Source organism: Actinomadura formosensis NBRC 14204 (assembly GCF_001552155.1).
Lineage (GTDB): Bacteria > Actinomycetota > Actinomycetes > Streptosporangiales > Streptosporangiaceae > Spirillospora > Spirillospora formosensis.
In genome coordinates, this window is record NZ_BCQQ01000006.1 from 64829 (window position 1) to 85693 (window position 20865).

Here is a 20865-nt window from a genome sequence, read left to right on the forward strand (position 1 = left end):
CGGATGGACCCGACCCAGCCCGACAAGGCCGTGTACCTGCACGTCGGAGCGCCCGCGGCGGGCGGAGCCTTCCTGCAGAAGGCGCTCTGGGCGAACCGGCGGCGCCTCGCGAAAGACGGCGTCCGCTATCCCGTCGCCGGTCCCCTGGAGCATTTCGGGGCGGTCATGGACCTGCGCGACATGACGTGGGGCGGTCACCGGGACCCGGCCTGGGAGGGCGCGTACGAGCGGGTGGCGGAGCGGGCACGCGGCTGGCGCGGGCACACGGTCGTCCTGTCCCAGGAGCTTCTCGGTGGAGCGGACGAGCAACAGGTCGAGCGGGCCGTCACCTCGTTCGGGGACGCCGAGGTGCACATCGTGTTCGCGACCCGTGACCTCGGCACGCAGCTCATCCTGGATTGGCAGGAGCAGATCCGCCACACCCACACCATCACCTTCGAGCGGTTCGTGGCCGACCTGGTCGAGCACGGCATCGACGCGCCCGAGCCGTACGGGGAGATGTTCTGGGGCCTGCACGATCCGGTCCGGGTTCTGCGGGCGTGGGAGACGGCGGTGCCACGCGAGCGCATCCACGTGATCACGCTTCCGCCCTCCTGGAACGCTCCGGGGCTGCTGTGGCGGCGGTTCTGCGAGCTGACCGGCATCGACGCCGCCCGGTACGACGTGGCGGGCATACCGGACGACCGGCCGCTGTCGGTGATCGAGGCGGAACTGATGCGGCGGCTGAACGGCAAGCTGGCGGCGGCACTCGGCGGCGAGTACGAGGACGTCGTCCGCGCCCACCTCATCGGGCATGCGCTCAGCGCGGGCGCCGAGGCCGGCGGGGTCGGCGGCGACGCCCCGATGGCCCTGCCGGACGAGCACGCCACCTGGGCGGCCCGGCGCACGGCCGAGGTCGTCGACGGCATCCGGACGGCGGGCTACCGGGTGCACGGTGACCTGGCCGAGCTGGCGGCGGCACCCCGTCCCGAGCAGGCCGTCATGCCGGGTGAGCTGCCCGACCGGGAGGTGGCCACGGCGCTGATCGCGGTCATCGCCGAGCTGCTGACGCGGCTCGCGGAGGTGCGCGAACGGGTCGGCCTCGCCCAGCTGCACGCCGACCTCGCCAGTGTGCGGGACGGTCTCGACCGGCTCATGGAGACCGCCGCCGTGCCGAACCCGGCGCTGCGGCGCGCCGCCAGGCGCGCGGGCATGGGCCGATGAGCCCGGTCGTCGCCGCGGTCGTCGTCACGTTTCGGCGGCAGGAGCTGCTGACCGAGGCGCTGACGGCGCTGCGGTCGCAGAGCCGCGTCCCGGACCGGGTCATCGTCGTGGACAACGCATCCGGCGACGGGACGCCGGAGCTGGTCCGCGCCCGGTTCCCAGAGACCGAGCTGCTGGAGCTTCCCGTCAACACGGGCGGCGCCGGCGGGTTCGCCGCGGGCATCGCACACGCACTCACGGGGGAGGCCGATCTTCTCTGGTTACTGGACGACGACACCGTTCCCGAGCCCGGTGCCCTCAAGGCGTTGCTCGCCGCCGAGCCGGGCGGTGGCGGCAACGCGCCCGTCCTGGTCGCCAGCCGCGTCGTGTGGACGGACGGCCGCGACCATCCGATGAACACCCCGCGCCGCAAGCCGCGGGCGTCGTCGTCCGAGCTGGCCCTGGCGGAGGCGGTGAACGGCTATCCGATCCGGTCCGCCTCGTTCGTGTCCGTGCTGATCGACGCGCGCCACGTGCGTGAGAGGGGACTGCCCATCGCGGACTACTTCCTGTGGAACGACGACTTCGAGTTCACCATGCGGATCCTGCGCGGCCGGCGCGGGCTGCTGTCCCGCGACAGCGTGGTCGTCCACAAGACCGTGACCTTCGGCTCGACCGATGCAGATCCAGGTCCGCGCTTCTACTACGAGGTACGCAACAAGGTGTGGCTCTTCACCCGCAGCCGCGCCCTGTCCCCCACCGAACGTCTCCTCTACGGTGGCTCGACCCTGCGGCGCTGGGTCCGAACCTTCGCCGGCTCCCAAGACCGGGCCGCCCTGCTCCGCTGCCTGGCACGCGGGCTCGGCGACGGTCTGCGCAAGCGGCCCCGTCCCACCGCCGAGGTACTCCGCGACCTCGGGATCTGACGCGGGTCAGCCGACCTCGAAGTAGTCGAGCTGGCCCGCTCCCGTCACCTGACGCAGCGCGAGAACGTTCTGGCCCGAGACAAGGTCGACCTCCACCTTGGCCGACGCCCATTCGTCCTCTCCCGTCGTACGCAGGTTCACCGGGACGGCCGCGCGCCCGTTCACGATCAGCTGCTGCGTGCCCGGCCGCCCGGACCGATTCGCATACCGGATCTGCACGGTGTACCGGCCGGTCTCGGGTGCGGCCGCGTCCAATTCGATCTGGCAGCCGCCCTGCGCGAGCGGCGCGAGGGCCTTGCCCGCGGAGGCGCGCGGACGGCCGACGACGGTGGCGCAGGTCCCGATACGAGCGTTCTCCGCTTCGTACCGGACGGGGACACCGCGTAGCACGGGACGGGGACCGTCCCAGCCGAGGCTCGCGACGTACATGCCCCGGGTCACCTGCGAGTCGCCGTGGAACTCCAGGATTCCGTGGAAGACCAGATGGTCGCCGGCGGCATCGGTGACGATGCTCGCCCCGCCCGGCCCCTTGACCTTCCCGTCGTAACCGTCGGTGGACTGCACCGGGTCCGGCGCCTTCACGTAAGGTCCGGCCAGCGACGACGCCACCGCGTACCTGGTCTGATAATTGGTCTCGAAGTACCAGCCGGCGGAGTACAGCAGAACGTACTTGCCGCCCCGGTGCACGAGGGCGGGCGACTCCACCAGAACGGGATCGTTCCCGCCCCTGCCCATGATCTCGGTGGGCGGCCCGGCCAGATACAGTCCGTCCGGGCTCAGCCGCACCAGGTAGATCGCCGCCGTCGTCCGGGCGTCGGTCTTGTAGAGCAGGTAGCGGGTGCCGTCACGCTCGATGAAGGACGACGCGTCGATGGCTCCGCCGAGTTCCGCGGGGCACACCAGCGGCCCACCCTCCAGGGCCGCGAAGGGGCCGGCCGGGGACGCCGACGTCGCGACACCGATGCACTGCAGGTCCCGGTTCTTCACCCGCGCCGAGAAGTACAGCAGGTAGCCGCCGTTACCGGGCCCGGGGGGCACGACCTCGGGCGCCCACGTCCGGCCTTCGGCGGCCCAGGACGGCAGGTGCGCGAGTCCGTCACCGGGCAGTCTCTCCCAGGGGCCGGTGACCGTCGGCGCGCTCTCGACCGGCATGTTGACGCCGGCGTTGGTGCCGTAGGCGTAGTAGGTGTTCCCGGCCTTGATGACGGCGGGATCGGCGAAGGAGTCCCGGATCACCGGCTCGGCCGGGGAGTAGCCCGGGGCGGTCACCGGCGTGGCCGTCCCCGCCGGGGCGGGTGTCACCGGTGCGGCGCCGCGCGCCGGGGCCGTGCCGCCGGAGGAGCCCGCTCGCAGGCCGGGCACCAGGCTGCCGGCGAGCAGGATCAGCAACGCGATGAGTCCCGTGATCGCCGCGCCCGCGACCAGCGGAACCACCGGACCGGTCGGTCGAGAGTTCACGGCCCTCCTCCTGGGACATTCCGCATGATGCCAACAGCCGGCGGCCACCGCGAACCATCAAGGTCGCGACAAGCCGGGCACACACCTCGGTACGCTGCAACCCGGCGTACCTGATCAAGGAGAGGCGGAGTGTTCCGATCCCGGCGGCACCGACCGCCCTTCCCCCTTCTCTTCGTCGTCCTCACCGGACTGCTGCTCGGCGCCTGCTCCGGCGGCATCGGACAGGACCGGAAAGACAGGACGCTCGTGAAGAGGCCGAACATCGTGTTCGTGCTCACCGACGACCTGTCGTGGGACCTGCTCCCCTACATGCCGCAGGTGCAGCGCATGCAACGCGAGGGGCTCACCTTCCAGAACTTCCTCATGGCGGACTCCCTCTGCTGCACGTCCCGGGCCACGATCTTCACGGGAATGTATCCGCACAACACCGGGGTGCGGACGAACTTCCCGCCGGACGGCGGCTACCACGTCTTCCAGCGCAAAGGCGGCGAGCAGGCGTCGTTCGCGCCCGCGCTCCAGAAGGCCGGCTACCGCACCGCCATGCTGGGCAAGTACATGAACGGGTACGAGCCCCGGGACCGAAGCGGCCTGCCGCGGAAGGTCCCGCCGGGCTGGAGCGAGTGGTACGTCGGGGGCAACGGCTATCCCGAGTTCGGCTACGAACTGAACGAGAACGGCCGCCCCGTCCACTACGGGCACCGGCCGAAGGACTACCTGACCGATGTGCTCGCCGACAAGAGCACCGACTTCGTCCAGCGCGCCGGCGGCTCCGGGCAGCCGTTCTTCCTGGAGATCGCGACGTTCGCACCGCACGGGCCGTTCATCCCCGCGCCCCGGCACGCCACGGCGTTCCCCCGTCTCAGGGCACCCCGGCCGCCGTCGTTCAACGAGCCCGACATCAGCGACAAGCCGTCCTGGCTGCGGAAGCATCGCAAGCTGGGGCCACGCCGGCTCACCCACATCGACGACTCCTTCCGCAACCGGGCCCGGATGGTGCAGTCGGTGGACGAGATGGTCGGCCGGATCCGTTCGACGCTGAAGACACTCGGCCGGGACAAGGACACCTACGTCATCTTCGGCTCCGACAACGGATTCCACCTCGGCGAGCACCGGCTCGCCGGCGGCAAGATGACCCCGTACACAAGCGACATCCGCGTCCCGTTCGTCTTCACCGGGCCCGGTATCCCCGCGGGCGGCCGGGCGGACGCCATCACGCAGAACACCGACCTCGCCCCCACCTTCCTCGACATGGCGGGCCTCCGGGCTCCCGGCTCCGCCGACGGCCGGTCACTCGTCCCGTTCCTGCGCGGCGACACCCCGGACGATTGGCGGCAGACGGCACTGATCGAGCACGTCAAGCCGCCGTTCTCCGCCGCGGACCCGGACCGCCAGGACTCCCTGCCCGGCTCGCCGGCAACGTACAACGCACTGCGCACCACCGACATGCTGTACGTCGAGTACGCCGACGGTGAGCGGGAGTACTACGACCTCACCCGCGACCCGCACAATCTCGACAACCTCGCCGGGACGCTGCCGGAGGAGCGACGGCGGCGGCTCTCCGCGCTGCTGTACGCGTTGACCCACTGCTCGGGCGCGAGCTGCGCATCCGCGGGCCGGAGCCGATAGCGGGAAGGCGGGACATGCAGCTCACCAATCTGAGCAAGGACGCCGGGGCGAAGATGATGACCTGGATGGACGAGCAGCTCAGCGGACATTAGAAAATTCCGTCCCGTTTGCGCCGCTATCATCGCTGGCGTCGTGCGGGCCGCGCGGGCGACAGGATAGCGACGTGACATCGACCCTGATGCTGGGAGAGCGGGTGTGACTCCAACCGGAAAACCGGATGACGACCACGAGGGTGAGCGTCCCGAACCCGGGCGGCCGGACCAGGGCCCGCCTCCCCCGCAGTGGCTGAACGACGGGCAGGCGCCCGGTCCGGTCGCGCTCCTGCCCGAGGACGCCCCTGAGCCGGGAGGGTCCGGCGGCGACCGTCCCGAGGACGAGTCCGAGGACGACGCGGAGGCCGAGATGGCCGACCGCACCCGGATGGAGCGCACCGTCGTCGTCCCGCAGCCCGAGGGGTCGCCTCGGACCGTCGTGATCGCGCGCGAACCCTCCGCGGAGGAGGAGACCGATTCCCCGGCGGCGACCGGGCCGGCGGCCCCGGCCGCGCAGCCCGCTCCCCCGGCCACGTCCACCGACATCCCAGCGCCCCCGCCGTTCCCCTACGCGCAGCAGATCCCCGACACGCCCCTCCCCCGGACACCCGAGCCGTTCCCTTACGCACAGCAGATCCCGGACGCCGCGCGGGCGGAGCGTCCGCCCGCCGCGCAGCACCCGTCCGCGCCGAACCCGCCGGCTCCCCGTCCGCCCGGTCAGAACCCGCCCGCGGCGAGTTCCCTCGCGCAGAGCCCGCCGGCCCCCGAGCCGTTCCCCTACGCGCAGGAGATCCCCGGCACCCCCGCCCCACGGGCGCCCGAGCCGTTCCCCTACGCGCAGCAGATCCCGGGCACGCCCGCGGCTCCACCCGCTTCTCCACCGGCCGGAGAGTCGTTCCCCTACGCGCAGCAGATTCCGAGCGGGCCGCCGCAGGAGGCCGCCCACCCGGCGGCGCCGCCACCGGTCATCGAGGAACCCTGGCGGACGACGCCGCAGGGCAAGGCCAAGGAGCGGCGGAAGAACATCAAGAAGCCGCTGCTCATCGGCGTCGCCGGGTTGGCGGCGGCCGCCCTTGTGGCGGCCGGCGGGTTCTTCTTCCTGGCGGGCGGTGACGACAGCACGACCGGCGCCGCCGGTGGCGACGTCACGCTGGCGGGTTCGATGTTCGGTGCGAACTCCGCGGGCACCACCGACGGACGCGACCAGCGCCTCACGGACGTGGCGGCGGCGGGCTCCACCGTCGTCGCCATCGGCGGCGAATCCGACACCTCGGGTTCGCGTGGCCAGTTCCTCGTCTCCACTGACGGCGGACGCACCTTCTCCTCCGGCAAGGTGACCGGGCCCGGCGGCGGGGAGCCGCCGCCGAACGAGGTCCCCCGGACGGTGACCGGATCCGCCAAGGGCTGGGTCGCGCTCGGCGGCCGCGACGGCGGCGCCGTGGTGTGGGCGAGCCGCGACGGCCGGACCTGGCAGCGGCTGCCCGACAAGGCCGCGCAGTCCTTCGGCAAGGGCACCCGCGTGAAGGACGTCTACGCCGCCCCGGACGGTTTCGTCGCCATCGGCGCCACCTCCCGGAAGGGCGACTTCAGCGATGCCGAACCCGCGGTGTGGACGTCCGCGGACGGCCGGAGCTGGCAGGTCCGGTCGGGTGACCGGCTGGACCTTCCGGTCAAGAAGGGCGAGGTCACGCTGGTGACCGTCGCCTCGTCCGGGAACGTTCTGCTGCTGGAGGGCGTGCACCGCCCGGATCCGAAGAAGCCCGCGAGGGCCCGGAAGGTGTGGCGGTCCGAGGACGGTGGCGGCACGTGGACCGAGTCCATCATCCCGGTGCCGAAGGGCAGCCGGGGCCTGATGATCGGCGGCGGCGCGGACGGCTTCCTCGCGGTCCGCGAGATCAAGGGCGGCGGCCAGTTCTTCTCCTCCACCGACGGCGAGAAGTGGACGAAGGTCGGCAAGCTGGCAGTCTCCGGCTACCAGCAGGTCGAGGCCGTGCTCAGCGACGACCAGGGCTTCGCGGCCATCGTCGGCCGCGGGCGGGACAGGCTGATCTCGCGGAGCACCGACGGCCGCACCTGGAAGGACGCCGGGACCGTCCCGGCACCGCGCGGCCTGATCGTCCGGGGCGCGGCCCTCGCTGGTGGGCAGAGCATCCTGGTCGGCGCGCAGGACGGCGGCGGCGACACGGACGCCCTGCTGAGCGTGCACGACGGGAACGGCGGAGACGTCCCCATCGACCTGTCCAAGGTGCCCGGCGCGGTGCGGCCCGACCTGGCGGTCACCGCGCTGGCGGCGGACGGCGGCAAGGCGGTGGCGGTCGGCAGCGCGGCCGGCGAGGCGGCCACCTGGGTCTCCGCGGACGGCAAGACCTGGAACCGTGCCCGCGGTGTCGGCGCGGCCCTGTCCCGGCCCGGCCCGCAGCGGCTGCTCGGCGTCACCGCCGGCGCCAAGGGCTGGCTCGCCGTCGGGTTCGACCAGGCCAGACCGCGGCGGCCGCTCGTGGTGACGTCCGCCGACGGGTCGAGCTGGCAGGCGGCCGACCAGTCGGAGGTGTTCAAGGCCGGCCGGCACGAACTCGTCACCTACGGTGCCGCATCGGCCCCCGCCGGGTACGTGGTCGTGGGTGAGGACGGGCTGTCCGCGGCCACCTGGTTCTCCCCGGACCTGAAAACCTGGATGCGCGGAACGGGCGTCGGGAACAGCGGGCTCAAGGCGCTCCCCAACTCCAACCGGTGGCTGCGGTCGGTGGCGGGCGGGCCGTTCGGCTTCGCTGCGGCCGGGGGCCTGCGCGACCCCGCCGCGCCCCAGCAGTCCGGCTACCGCCCCGCCGTGTGGACGTCGTCCGACGGCAAGCAGTGGACGCTCAAGCAGCTTCCCCTTCCCTCGGGCGTGCAGGAGGGCGTGCTGACGCAGATCAGCGCGAAGGACAACACGCTCGTGGCGACCGGCAACGGCCGTAAGGCGTCGGGCCGGATCGCGATCGGATATCTGTCGGGCGACGGCGGCCGCACCTGGAAGCCGGTCGACCTTCCGTCGCCGGACGGCACGAAGAACCTTGAGGTGCTGAGCCTGACCGCGACCCCTGACGGGTTCGCCGCGGCCGGCACGAGCGGGCCCGTCGGGGCCACCGACGTGGTGTCGTGGACGTCCTCGGACGGGGCGACGTGGAAGGGCGCGCTCCTCGACGCCAAGGGCCTGTCCGGCGCGGGCGACCAGCAGATCACCGGCTTGGCCGTCTTCAAGAACGCGCTGCTCGGCGTCGGCGGAACCTCCCGTCAATCCGAGGCGCAGCCCGTCCTGTGGAGCAGGAAGAGCTGAGCACGCCACCCTCGGTGCCGGGCACTCCGGCGCCGAGGGCATCGCCGCCGGTGCTCAGCGGGCGGGCGGCGCCGGGGGCTCCGGTTGCGGGGTGAGAGGCCCCGGCTGCGGGGGCGGCTGCGGGGGCGGCTGCGGGGGCGGCTGCTCTCGGCGGCGGACGTGGCGGGGGATGTAGGTGAGGGCGCCGGGCGGGGTGCCGGCGCGGTCGCGGGAGCGGTTGCGGCGGGAGCCGTAGGGGGCGACGACGGCGCGGTAGAACGGTTTGCGGATCATGGTGGGGACGAGGCGGTAGCCGCCGCGGACCACGACGTTGCGCCAGTACTGCGGCTGGGAGATGAAGCCCTCGCGGAGCATCTCGCGCTGCAGCCGCAGTTCGGAGCGGAGCAGTTCACGGCCGCCGCGGCGTTCGTAGGCGCCCTCGCCGACGCGGTAGTAGACGAGGGGTTCGGCGATGTTCACCATCCGCGCACCGTTGGCGATCATGCGGACGAACAGCCAGTAGTCCTCCATGAGGGGGAGGTCGCCATAGCCGCCGGCGGCGACGACGGCGCTGCGCCGGTAGACGACCGTGGGGTGGTTGAACGGGTCGTGGAGACGCGAGTAGCGGGCGATGTCGGCGGGGTCGCTCGGCGGGATGCGGCGGCCGACGACGTCGGTGATGTCGGTGCCGAACTCCAGGAGCCCGGCGCCCACGAGGTCGGCTCCGGCGCGCACGAGCGGAACCTGGGTCTGGAAGCGGTGCGGCATGGCGACGTCGTCGGCGTCCATGCGGGCGACGATGTCGTACCAGGCGGCGTGCAGGCCCGCGTCGAGGGCGGGGCCGAGGCCGCGGTTGTGCTCCAGGTGGACGAACGCCACCCGCACCGGGCTGCCCTCGACGAGTTCGCGCAGGCAGGCGGACAGTTCGGGCGGGACGGGGCCGTCCTGGACGAGGACCACCTGGTCGGGACGGAGGGTCTGCAGGTGCACGGCGCTCCGGAACGCGTCTCGTACATGCTCCGCCTGATCGCCGCCGTAGACGGTCATTAACAGGGTGAAGGGTTCGGGCTGCATGCGTCCGTTCCGGGGGGAGCGTTGCCCGGTAAAGCCCTGTGCGGGGGCGGCTTCGCGGGCCAGGGTCGGGATTCGAGTCGGCCGTCCTACAGAGGACGCTTTAGTGCGGTTAATGGTTTGCGCGGGCCAAGATACCGGTGCGGCGCATGGCCAGATCAGGTCGGAGCGCAAATGTTACGGTCGCCGCGGATCTCGCCCGCCATTTTCGGAACCGTCGGTGTCAGCGCGCGCAGTTCGGCGCCGTCCTTGCCGATGACGAGGTAGACGTAGCCGGGCCTGGCGGACGCCCAGGGGCGCGGCTGGGGGCCGGGGACGGCGATCGCGAGGCGCGCGGCCTGCCGTTCGGCGCCCACACCGTAGAGGATCATCGTGCGGGGGTACCGCTTCTTGCTGGTGCCGACCTTGACGATCTGGAAGCCGCGCTCGCCGAGCTGGTCGGCGGTCCGCCGGGCGAGGCCCTGGGCACTGGAGGCGTTGTAGACGCCGACCTTCACCTGCGCCGGCGGGACGGGCGGCACCCTGTTCTGCGCGGGCACCGGCGCGGGGGCGGGCTCGGGGAGCTTGTTGTCCTCGCGGACGGCCTTGAACAGCGGCTCGGCGAGCGCCTGGTTGAACTGGACGCGGTTCTTGTCCTGCGGATACGGCTGCACCGGCACGGTGACGAACCGGACCTTCCCCGCGCTCATCCCGCTCAGGCCGGAAGCGAGTTTCTGCATCACCGACAGCGTGAGCCGGTCGTCCGCCTTGATGGACTTGGTCGCGGCGGAGAGGAAGTCGTAGGTCCGTCCCGGGTCGGTGAGCATGCCCTTGTCGGTGGCCTTCTTGACGACCGACGCCATGAACGCCTGCTGCCGCCTGATCCGGTCGAGGTCGGAGCCGTCGCCGAGCACGTACCGGGTGCGGACGTAGCCGAGCGCCTGGTCGCCGCGGACGGTCTGCCGGCCGGCCCTGAGGTGCAGTTCGGCCTTGGGGTCGTCGACGCGCTTCGGGACGCAGATCTCGACGCCGCCGAGCGCGTCCACGACCCGTTTGAAGCCGGCGAAGTCGACCTCGACGTAGTGGTCGATGTGAATCCTGGTGAGCGACTCGATCGTGCGCCAGGTGCAGGCCGGGCCGCCGTTGGAGAAGGCCGCGTTGATCATCCCGAACTGGGCGGGGACGGTCGTGCCGTTCTTCTTCTTGCACGGCGGCATCTGCACCATCGAGTCGCGCGGGAAGCTGATGCCGATGGCGCTCTCGCCGCCGGGCGAGATGTGCAGCAGGATCGTGGTGTCGGAGCGCTGCCCGGCCTCGACGCCGTACCGGGCGTTCTCCCCGGCGCGGCTGTCGGACCCCATCACCAGGATGTTCAGCGAACTGTTGAGCTTGGGCGGGCGGTGCTCGCCCAGCCGGTCGTCGACGTGCTCGCGGTCGATCTGGCCGTCCAGCCGCCGCCAGAACCCGTAGGCGGTGAGGCTGCCGGCGACGAGCCCGACCGACAGCACGACCGACACCCAGCCGAGCACGCGCCACAGACGCCCCCGCACCGGCGGTTCCGGTGGCGGTGGGGCGTTGCCCGCGTAGTACACGGGAGAGGGCGCGGCGGCTCGCTGCATCCGTAACATTTCAGCACAGATTAGAAAAGGGGCACGCGTGTCACTGGAAAGTATCCGGTGATCAGGTCGCCCGGCCATCGAGGGTCCCCGGTGACTAGACTCCCGGACGAGATGAGCACCGTAGACGCGCTGACCGACCAAGCAATGGTCGTCCTCCAGGACCGGCCGGTCGTGCCGCTGAGCGCCTGGCTGGACCGGGCCCTCGCCGACTGCGCCGAGACCGGCCGCACCCTGCAGCTCGTCACGCCGCTGGACTCCCGGCTGACGCTTCCGCTGCGCACCGCCGCGTCCGGCACCGGCGTGCAGTGGATCGTACGCAACGGCGACGGCTACTACGAGGGCCTGACCGGACGGCCGATGAAGTGGGGCGGCGCGACGTTCGTCCCCGTGCCCGAGGCCCGCGACTACGCACCCGGATACACCACCCGCCCGACCGCGCCGATCGGTTCGCAGCTCACCCTCGTCTACCGGATCCGGCACGGCACCGAGGGCGACCTCGCCGGGACGGTCGAGCGGCTCCTGCAACTGCTCACCGGCAAGTACCCGTCCGGGCTCGGCCCCGCCGAACCGCTGGAGCACCCGTGGCGCCGCGACCGGCTCACCGAGTACGTGCGCGGACGTTCCACCGTGCGGCTCGTCGTCGGCGGCGACGGGCCCCGTCCGGCGCAGGCGATCTGCGACTACACGGCCGCCGAGGGCGGCGCCGTCGCCGAGGTCAGCACCGTCACCGTCGGCTACGCGCCCGAGGACCCGCCGCCCCTGCGGCACCTTCCCTCGCTCGTCGGCGCGCTGGCCGCCGACCAGCCGATCGCGTCGCTGTTCGTCCAGCTCACCCCGGGCCGCGCCGACCTCACCACCGAGCCGCGCTGGACGGGCGCGGCCGCGCCGGTCGCGCTCGCGGTCGCGGGCACCGTCACCGGCCCCCACGCCATCCCCGGGCAGCCGGTCGGGCCGGCGCGCGCACCGCTGACGTTCTTCCCACTGGGGGACGGCCGCTCGCCGGACGGCTGGCAGCGGCACAGCCTGCTCATGCAGCACCTCCAATCGGCCTGATCCGGCCGCCGGGGGTACGCGGCGCCCAAAGCGGGCCTTCCACCCCATGGACGCCGCATACGCCGCACAGGGCTGATGATCTACCCGTAAGGGATGCTGTACGGTCCTGCCCATGGGGAAGGCCGGTCAGCTCGACGCGCTTGAGCGGGCCGTCGAGGGGACGCTCGCGGAGGGCGCGTTCGAGTTCGACGGCGACGAGGCGGTCCTTCGCATCGAGGGGTCCCTCATCCTCACCACCGGCTGGTTCGTCGGGCTCGGCATCGGCGGCGTGGCACTGCTGCTCGCCGGCGCCGTCCTGTCCCTGGCGGGGCTCCAGGACGAGGCGCGCTGGGCGCTCGCACCGGGCGCGGCGCTGCTCGGCGCCGTGGCCTGCTTCCTGCTGCTGTGGCGTTTCACTCCCCTCGCGAGGCTGTGGTCGGATGTGGAGCTGCGGTTCGACGAGCAGGCCATCGTCCACCGGCGGACCCGGATACCGTTCGGCGACCTGCGTCCCGAGCATCTCGTGTGGAAGACGGGACCGTTCTTCCGGCGCCTCTACGTCCGGCATCCGTCCCTGCGCAAGCAGCTCGCCGGGTTCTTCGACGGTGAGGAACGGCAGGCCGAGGAGTTCCAGCGGCGGCTCTGGGAGCTGATCTCCGCACCCGACCTGCCCCGCGTCCTCACCCACGGCAACGACCTCACCCCCGTGCAGCGCTGGATCATCGGGGCGGGCGCCCCCTACGGCGCCGTCAACGGGTTCCAGGTGGACCGGCTCGGCACCGCGCCCGGCGAGTCCACCGCGTCCGCCGACCGCCGCACCGCCCACGAGCTGCTACAGGACCCGTGGGGCGCCTACGACCTCGAACAGCTCCTCGCCGCCGTCAACTGGCTCGTCCAGGACGGGCACCGTGCCGACTTCGCCCAGGACGCCCACCTCGCCGCCCGGCCCCCGGCCGCGCGGGAGGAGTACGGGACGCTGCTGCGCGAGGTCGACGGCCTCATCGCCCACGACCGGCTCGAACCGCCGTTCGTGGAACGGCTCATCGAACTGATCCGCATCCGGTACGGGGACGAGGGCGGCGCATACGCCCGGCTCGTCCCGGCCCTGCTGCGCGACGAACCGGGCGCGGACGCGAGCGAGCAGGGCGCCGAGCTGGCCCAGTTCCTCCACCGGCTGTTCAACGACCGCGACCACGCGTCCGAGGAACTGCACCGGCTGGAGGTCCTCGCCGACCCGGCGCTGCGCGCCAACGCGGGACGCTTCCTCATCTGGGACTACGGGCGGGCCCTCATGCTCTACCGCTGGGGCCACATGGTGGGGTGGCTGACAGAGGAGTACTGCTGGGAGCGGATGCTTCCGCTGGCGCTCGACATCCAGCGGCGGTACTCGTCCTGGCGGGACATGGCCACCTGCTATCTGCAGGGGCGGCTGCTCTGGTCGGGCGGCGGCGGGGCCGCGCAGGCCGAGTACGAACGGCTCATCGAGGAGCTCGCCACCGAGCCGCGCAGCCCGTGGAACCTCGTCCCCTGGGATCTGGACCTGACCCGCGACTGGCCCTGAGCCCGGCTCAGCCGATCACGCCGCCCTGGTAGGCGGCGCCGCCCACGTCCCCGGACAGGCCGCGGGACGCCGTGGCACCGGGGTCGTCGCCCTGGTCGGACGCCCGCCAGCTGCGGGGCGGGGCATCGCTCGCGCCGTCCGGGTAGACGGTCCCGCCGAGCCAGCGGACGAGCGAGTCGGCGAACGTGCGCGCGACCCGCATCGCCTCCGGCACATCGGCGACCGCCCGGACGTCCACCCACCACACCGGCACGCCGACCCGGTCGGCGAACTCGGCACCGAGCAGCCGCCGGATCTCGCTCTGCGCGGAGACCCGCACCGCGTCCTCGATGGAGACGAGCAGCCGCCCCTCGGCGTCGTACAGCAGCGTCGGCTCCGGCTCCCCGCCGCGCAGCTCCAGCGGCTCCCCCATGGCGATCATGCCGTCGGCCACGGCGTGCACATCCGGGCTGCGGCGCACCAGCGCCACCAGGTCACTGCTCATCGGCCACCCCAGCGTCGGACGGAACGGGAGCCGACCACCGCACCCGCGGCCGGTCGCCGGCTTGAGTCGGACACCTGCCTCCCCTCTCCTCAGCAACTTTATGAGAGATCCGCACCCGCTGCCCACGGGACCTCTATCCCGTGAGACACCTATCCATCACCGTGATATCGCCGGGTTCCTCCCGATACGCTGTTCCGATCATTGGACGCCACCCCGCACGACCATCGGCACGGAGTCGATCATGCAGCCCCCTCACCTGCCGGGCCCACCCCCCGGCGGCCCGGGATACCCACCACCGCCGCCGGGTTCGCCGCCGCCCTTCGGCGGCCCCGGCTTCCCACCACCGCCACGCGGCGGCGGTAGCCCACTCGTCCCACTACTGATCTTCGGCGTGGTGGCGGTCATCGCCGTTGTCGGAGTCGGCGCGTTCCTCGTCCTGGGCGGCGGCAACGACAGGACCACAACGTTTCCCACGTACACGCCCTACACGCCACCGACGCTGACTCCCTACTCCTCTGAGCCGACCCCAACCCCCACCAGCGGGGGGACGCCGGGCGACCCTTCCGGAGTCCTGTCCGCGACCATCCGGACCGCGAAGGGCAACACGTTCACCCGCGCGGGCACCCGCACCCAGTCGTGCACGAGCCGCGCCAACGCGCGGCTGCGCACGGCACTGCAGACGTACCCGTGCATAGGGCCGATGCACTCCGCCGTGTACGCCAACCCGTCCAAGCAGATCATCACGTCGGTGTCGATCTTGACGCTCTCCAGCCCGTCGGCGGCGAGCAGCGTCAGCCAGACCACCAACGACAAGGGCTGGCCGCTGCTGCTCACCCCGTCCGACGCGAGCGGCCTCCCGCAGCCCCGTCCCGACCCCGCCTACTGGACGCGCTCCTGGTCGCAGGGTTCACGCGTCATCTACGCCCAGTCCTACTGGTCGTCCGGCGGCGCCACCGGCGACCGCACCGGCGCCGTCTTCGCCACCGCCGGCGAACTCGGCGTGGAGGTCACCAACACCCTCATCTGGACGAACTGACCACCACCGGCGGCGCGGCCCGCGCGGGCCGCGCCGCCTCAGCGGGTCGGGGCGGTGAGCGCCCGCGCGAACACCTCGTGCACGATCCGGGTCACCGACGACCGGGCGGCGGCGGAAACCTTGGACATGTCCACCGAACTGCCGGTGGCGAGGTGCCGGTCGTAAGGCACGAACACCACGGGCAGACCCCACGCGGTGAGCATCTGATGCGCCCGGTGCAGATCGGCACCCACCTGGGGGGCATGCGAAACCATCGCTATCACCGTCCGCCGCAGAAGGTCCCCCAGCTCATTGGCCGCGTACCATTCGAGCGCCCCCCGCGCGCTCAAGGCACCGTCCACCGTGCCCGGCGTCACCAGGACAAGGCCGTGCGACGCGGCGACGACACCCCGGTTCAGTTCGGTGAGGATGCCGGCGCCGCAGTCGATGACCGTGGCGCCGACGTACCGGGCCACGACGTTGAGCGCGTTCTGGAACGTCTCCAGCGTGAACTCACCCGCGATGCGCCCGCCGCGCGTCGACGACAGCACGAACAGGCCCTCGGGAGTGCGCGACAGGAACCGCGCCGCCTCCTCGAAGGAACGCGGGTTCTGTCCCGCCAGGTCGAACAGCGACAGCTGCGAGCGAACGCCGAGCCGGAGCGGCAGCGAGCCCAGCTCGGCGTCGGCGTCGGCGGCCAGCACCCGATCCTGGCGATGCCGGGCCAGCTCGGTCGCCACCAGCGCGGCCATCGTCGTCTTGCCCGCGCCGCCGCGCACACTGGCGATCGCGATCTGCCGGGTGCTGGGCACTGACCGCTGCATCAGCTCGACGAACGCGGCCATCTCCCGGGCCTCCCGGGAACCGCCGCCGACGGCCCGGCGGACGTTGCGTCCCATGCGCCGCGCCAGCGGGTCGCCGTGCTGGTTCTTGCGGACCAGTTCCTCGGCCGGAACCGGCGCCGCCGCCCCCACCGCCTGCGGCTGCTGCTCCGCGGTCGCCGGCGCGGCCGGACTTGCGGCGGACTGCTCGGCCGCGGACTGCTCCGGGACGTCCGCGGTGTCGACCCCGATGAGCGGGTTCACGGCCGCCGACCAGTCGAAGTCGAAGTGCGTCGGCTGCGCGACGGGCTGCGGCTGCTCGGGCGGCGCGTCTGTCGACGGCTGCGGGACGGGTTCAGGCGTCAACGACGGCGGGGGCGGAGGAGGCGGCGGCGGATCGGCCTCCTCGTGCGGCGGCGGGAACGGAGGCTGCGGAGGAGGAGGCGGCGGAGGCGGAGTCTCGGCGACGTCCTGGGCCGACTCGACCTGCGAAGGAACCGGCGGCGGAGGTGGCGGAGCTTCCGCGACACCCTGGGCAGACTCGACCTGCGGAGGCGGCGGAGGAGGCGGCTCGACGGCCGGCTGCACCGGCGGCGGAGGAAGAGGCGGAGCTTCCGCGACACCCTGGCCAGACTCGACCTGCGGCGGAGGAGGCGGCTCGACGGCCGGCTGCACCGGCGGCGGAGGAGGCGGCTGAGGGGCCGCCTGAACCGGTTCCGGCATCACCACGGGGGCCACGGCGGGTTCAGGCTCGGGCACCGGCCGAGGCGGAGCCTCGGCGCCCCAGGCGGGCTGTACCGCCACGGACGACGCCGCCTCAAGCACCTGCAATCCCCGCTGCGCAACCCCGAGATCGCGCAAGACGGCCTGCTGCCAACTCGAGTCCGGCACCCGACCTCCTTTCGTTGCAGAGACAGCCTACGAGGCCCCGCCCGCCGCCGCGGCCCTCCGTCCGTCAGAGAACGCGCATCACCCTCACGACGGCAGCGACTGAGCCGCGCACTCCGCGGCGTCCTTGTTGACCTGCGCGTCACTCTTGCCGTTCTTGTTCTTCGGCATCATGACCGGGTTGGCAGGGTCCACCTCAGGCATGTCGTAGCCCTTCTTGATCATGCACTCCCTGGTCTTCGTCAGCGCCTCACGCTGTGCCGGGGTAATTTTCCCGCCGCCGTTCGTGGTCTGGCCGCCATTGCCGGTGATGGTGCCGCCGCCCGGCTGCGTCGCCGAAGCGGTCGCCCCGGACGCCGAACCGCCGTCCTTGGAGTCTGAACCGCAGGCGCTGAGGCTCAGTGCCAGCGCGGCAGCCGTGACCGGGATGAGCAGGAGCTTCTTCATGATCACTCTTTCTGTCGTCGTGCTTGCAAACAGGGAGAACGGCCGTCCACACAGCGGGAAGGCGACCGCGAAAAGAGAAAGGTCTAGTACTGAGGGTGGGAACGCCGGGACCTTGCGGAGACACGTACGGCCGACCACCCTGCGGACCTCCCTGCCCCCCGGCGACGGCACCGGACGAGCACCCTTCTTGCCGCGCTTGAGGAGGATGAAGAACACGGCTCCACCGATCATCACGGCCGCACCAACGGTGATCAGCACGACCAGCAAGATTGCGATCCGCCTGATCAGTACGCTTGGTGGCGTTGGACTTGGGCACTCTGGTGGGGAACGGCTTCACCCTCAGCACGTCCTTCAACCAGCGGCCATACGCGGCGAAGACGGGATTCGGCACACTCTTCGGCACCCTAGCCGCCAACGCCGGGGCCGGAATGACGACTCCGTAACCGACCAGCCGTTCCTTTCCAGGAGAACTGGCATCCTTGGTCGTGTTGATGAACCGAGGTCACCATTCATCCGACCGTGATCGGGGCGACCACAGCCGGACCAGGCCAGGCGACCGACCCAAGATGAAAACGGCAAAGGTCGAACCGGCCCTTGCCGAACCCGTCGCAGCAGCACTCCTCGCCTACGGAATCAGTTCACAAAATATCGGCAGACCAGGCGACGCCTGGCCTGCCGATGTCATCACGTTCGTCACCTGATGTCTCGACGTCAGCCGATCACCAGCGGTGCAGTGCCGTCCCCTGCGTCGTTACTGGGGTGGCTGAGCGGGAGGACCACCCTCCGGCGGTCGCTGACCGGGCGGCATGGGCGGATGCGGCTGGTACTGTGGCTGCCCCCCAGGGGGATACGGACCTCCCGGCGGCGGCCCCGGCTGCTGTCCGAATCCTGGCGGCGCACCATAGCCAGGACCAGGCCCTATCAGGGGCGGAGTTGCGGACCGCTTTCGCCGGGAGATGAAGAACCCGAAGATGCAGGCCGCCAAACCCACGGCGGCGATAGCCCCGTAGCCGATAATGGTGCCCGTGGAGACGGAGTCGCCCTTTTTCTTCCCGGCGGGCGCAGGCGTTACCCCGGCAGCCTCGGGATGGTCCTTCTTCCATCGATCGAACTCTTCGAACACGGGATTCGCAGTCCCCTTCGGCGCCTTCCCTGCCAGCGGCCGATAGGGACGAATCATCCCGTACCCCGTCCGGTCGTCCTTCCCCTTCTCGTAGACGTCCGCCGCAGAAGCGATGAGCTGCCGCACCACCTCACGGTTCTTCATATCCGGATGCCCGGCCCGAATGATGGCCACGGCCCCTGATACCAGCGCCGCGGCGTCGCTCGTGCCGCTTCCGGGGTAGAGTTTTCCGTCCTTAAGGACCGTGACCGTGTGGACGCCCGGGCTCGCCACAGTCACATAAGGCTGACGCTGCGTCTTCTCCCAGGGACGACCTTGCAGGTCGACGGCGCCCACCGCCACAACACCCTTGCAGTTGGCGGGGGCATTGCTGGCGTTCCCTTCGTTTCCGTCATTGCCAGCGCTAACGACAATGACCGCATCCTTGCCCAGCGCGTAGGCAATCGATTTCTGCAGCTCCTCTGAACAGCGACTGGGAAACCCCTGCGAGAGATTGATCACTTGTGCCCCATGGTCGGCAGCAAAACGGATCCCTTTGGCATAAGCAGGGAGACTCTGCGCAACGACCGGAAGAATCTTGGCATCTGGGGCAATACCCACCAGGCCAGTACCGCGGCCCTGAGCCGCGATAAGCGCTGCCATCCCCGTGCCATGGCCTGGCGGATCGTCAACGCTATCGAGGTCTTCTCGACCGTCTCCGCCGCCGTCCTCAGCGTTCATGCCAGGCAGGACCACGTCCTGCAACTCAGGTAGATCCGCCTCAACGCCGGTGTCGATCACTGCGACCGTGACGCCTTTGCCCGTGGACAATGGCCAAAGGTGACTCTGAACACCCCAACTCTGGAACCACCATTCCTGAGGCAGAGGTCCAGGTGCCGCCGCCGCCGAGCCGGGCCAAGCGACCGCACCGAGAATGAACATGGCCAACGTCGAACTGGCCACTCTGCGAGCCCGTTGCAGCATCAGCACTCCTCGCCTACGGGAATCGGTTCACAAAAATATCGGCAGACCAGGCGACGCCTGGTCTGCCGATGCCGTCACGTTCACCACACGACGTCTCTACGTCAGCCGATCACTGGCGGTGCAGTGTCGTCGTTGCCGCCCCAGACGTCCTCGTCCTCGGTCAGCCACGTGCTGCGCTCGTGCTCGTCGCCGTCGCCGCCGCCTCCGCGGGCACCGGCGCCCATCGGCATTCCCATGCCGTTCATCCCGCCCTTGCCGGCTAGGCCGCCGAAGGCACCGGGGCCGGCACCCATGCCCGCGCCCATGCCTCCCGGACCGGCGCCGAGGCCGCCGCCGAGCGCACCAGGGCCGCCGCCCACGCCGCCGGCGCCGAGCCCAGCACCTCCGCCACCGAGGCCGGGACCGCCGCCGGGTCCCCCAGGGGGCATACTGGCCAGGTCCGTGCCCGGGCCACCAGGGCCACTGCCGGGGCCGCCGGGACCACCGGGGAGGTCCGGTCCGCCTGGGCCGCCCGGAACCCCCGGCCCGTGCGGTCCACCAGGCATGTTCGGACCGCCAGGGCCGCCGGGGAGATCACCGGGACCGCTGGGACCACCACCAGGACCGCCGCCGGGGAGGTCACCGGGACCACCCGGCATACCGCCTGGGCCTCCACCTGGGCCTCCGCCCGGTCCGCCTCCCGGCATCTTGGGAGAAGTCGGACCGCCACCTGGACCTGGGCCTTGAGGGAAATCCGTATCGCGGAAGTTGGGGTTCGCCAGGTCCTGGCGGATGGAGGGCGGGAAGTTGTTGTTGGACTCCACCGTGCCGTCGTTGATGTTGTTCATCACGCTGCTGGCACCGGCGTTGTTGCCGATCAGACCACCGATGGCGGTCGGGGCCGTGGCAGGGTTGATCGCGAGAATACGGTGACCCCAGGTGACCACGTCCTTGACCCAGCTGTCCATACGGCTGCCACTGCCATACGCATTCTTCCAGGAATGCTGCGTTTTGGCGTGTGCCGACATCGCCTTGCTGGTCTGGTCCGAGACCCGCTCGATCTCCTGTACCTGGCGATAGGTCTTGTTCATGTTCTCCATGGCCTTCTTGGCGTCTTCACCGCCCCACGCCTCGGCCATGCGCGTCGCCTGGTTGTAGATCAGGTTGGCGGAGCTGGTCATCCTCTTCGAGAGGGCGCCGTACTCCTTCGCACCGGACTCCAGCTGGCCCGGCTGCATACTGTCGACAATCTCGCGAACCTTGTCGAAGTTGTCGTGCCAGACCTCGAGGGCGTTGTACCAATGGCCAACGCCCTCGGCGTCCTTCGTGATCGTGTCATTCCTGATCTTCTGTTCTTGACCCAC

The 20865-nt window shown here is 71.3% G+C and carries 15 protein-coding genes; 7 read left to right on the plus strand and 8 right to left on the minus strand.

All coding sequences use genetic code 11. The annotated features are described in order from the left end of the window. Positions 1-3 precede the first annotated feature (3 nt). Both AF1_RS02605 and AF1_RS02610 read left to right on the plus strand, forming a co-directional pair. Positions 4-1203, plus strand: coding sequence for a hypothetical protein (locus tag AF1_RS02605; protein ID WP_131732349.1), 1200 nt, complete (start codon positions 4-6; stop codon positions 1201-1203). Then, entirely contained in the window at positions 1200-2108 is a 909-nt protein-coding gene (locus AF1_RS02610) for a glycosyltransferase (protein ID WP_067793315.1), read from the plus strand. Before AF1_RS02605 ends, AF1_RS02610 begins: the two co-directional genes overlap by 4 nt. 6 nt (positions 2109-2114) lie before the next feature. Here AF1_RS02610 and AF1_RS02615 read toward each other — a convergent pair whose 3' ends face one another. Then, the gene (locus AF1_RS02615; protein WP_165488314.1) at positions 2115-3566 is read right to left on the minus strand and encodes a family 43 glycosylhydrolase; all 1452 of its coding nucleotides are present in this window, start codon (positions 3564-3566) and stop codon (positions 2115-2117) included. Positions 3567-3695: 129 nt separating this feature from the next. On the opposite strand from AF1_RS02615, the gene AF1_RS02620 reads away from it, so the two are divergent. Continuing rightward, positions 3696-5192, plus strand: coding sequence for a sulfatase family protein (locus AF1_RS02620; RefSeq protein ID WP_067793320.1), 1497 nt, complete (start codon positions 3696-3698; stop codon positions 5190-5192). Positions 5193-5387: 195 nt separating this feature from the next. Beyond that, complete coding sequence (locus AF1_RS02625) at positions 5388-8540, plus strand: beta propeller repeat protein (RefSeq protein WP_067793322.1); 3153 nt, start codon at positions 5388-5390, stop codon at positions 8538-8540. A 54-nt stretch (positions 8541-8594) separates the two neighbouring features. Here the strand turns inward: AF1_RS02625 and AF1_RS02630 are convergent, their stop codons facing one another. Both AF1_RS02630 and AF1_RS02635 read right to left on the minus strand, forming a co-directional pair. After that, a complete protein-coding gene (locus AF1_RS02630) occupies positions 8595-9593 on the minus strand; it encodes a glycosyltransferase (protein ID WP_084262376.1) in 999 nt (332 codons plus the stop codon). 155 nt (positions 9594-9748) lie between these two features. Then, positions 9749-11188: an LCP family protein gene (locus AF1_RS02635; RefSeq protein WP_084262377.1), complete on the minus strand. Its 1440-nt coding sequence runs from the start codon at positions 11186-11188 to the stop codon at positions 9749-9751. A 111-nt stretch (positions 11189-11299) separates the two neighbouring features. On the opposite strand from AF1_RS02635, the gene AF1_RS02640 reads away from it, so the two are divergent. Together AF1_RS02640 and AF1_RS02645 are read left to right on the plus strand one after the other, a co-directional pair. Further along, positions 11300-12241, plus strand: a complete 942-nt coding sequence (locus AF1_RS02640; RefSeq protein ID WP_131732350.1) for a DUF6177 family protein — start codon at positions 11300-11302, stop codon at positions 12239-12241. Between the two features lie 112 nt (positions 12242-12353). Further along, positions 12354-13781 carry a DUF1266 domain-containing protein gene (locus tag AF1_RS02645; RefSeq protein WP_067793329.1) on the plus strand — a complete coding sequence of 476 codons (1428 nt, stop codon included), beginning with the start codon at positions 12354-12356 and terminating at the stop codon, positions 13779-13781. A 7-nt stretch (positions 13782-13788) separates the two neighbouring features. On the opposite strand, the gene AF1_RS02650 is transcribed toward AF1_RS02645, so the two are convergent. Continuing rightward, the gene (locus AF1_RS02650) at positions 13789-14265 is read right to left on the minus strand and encodes a hypothetical protein (protein WP_174548810.1); all 477 of its coding nucleotides are present in this window, start codon (positions 14263-14265) and stop codon (positions 13789-13791) included. Between the two features lie 394 nt (positions 14266-14659). Here AF1_RS02650 and AF1_RS02655 point away from each other — a divergent pair, with 394 nt between their 5' ends. Further along, positions 14660-15301: a hypothetical protein gene (locus AF1_RS02655; RefSeq protein ID WP_131732351.1), complete on the plus strand. Its 642-nt coding sequence runs from the start codon at positions 14660-14662 to the stop codon at positions 15299-15301. Positions 15302-15339: 38 nt separating this feature from the next. Here the strand turns inward: AF1_RS02655 and AF1_RS02660 are convergent, their stop codons facing one another. The 4 genes from AF1_RS02660 to AF1_RS34055 all read right to left on the minus strand — a co-directional run bounded on the left by AF1_RS02660 (position 15340) and on the right by AF1_RS34055 (position 20865). After that, entirely contained in the window at positions 15340-16467 is a 1128-nt protein-coding gene (locus AF1_RS02660) for a MinD/ParA family ATP-binding protein (protein WP_242608588.1), read from the minus strand. Between the two features lie 609 nt (positions 16468-17076). Continuing rightward, on the minus strand, positions 17077-17703 hold the full coding sequence (locus tag AF1_RS34050) for a hypothetical protein (protein WP_131732353.1): 627 nt from the start codon (positions 17701-17703) through the stop codon (positions 17077-17079). A gap of 484 nt (positions 17704-18187) precedes the next feature. After that, positions 18188-19522: a S8 family serine peptidase gene (locus AF1_RS32955; protein WP_131732354.1), complete on the minus strand. Its 1335-nt coding sequence runs from the start codon at positions 19520-19522 to the stop codon at positions 18188-18190. Between the two features lie 101 nt (positions 19523-19623). After that, positions 19624-20865 (minus strand): WXG100 family type VII secretion target, encoded by a 1242-nt coding sequence (locus AF1_RS34055; protein WP_131732355.1) that lies wholly within the window; start codon positions 20863-20865, stop codon positions 19624-19626.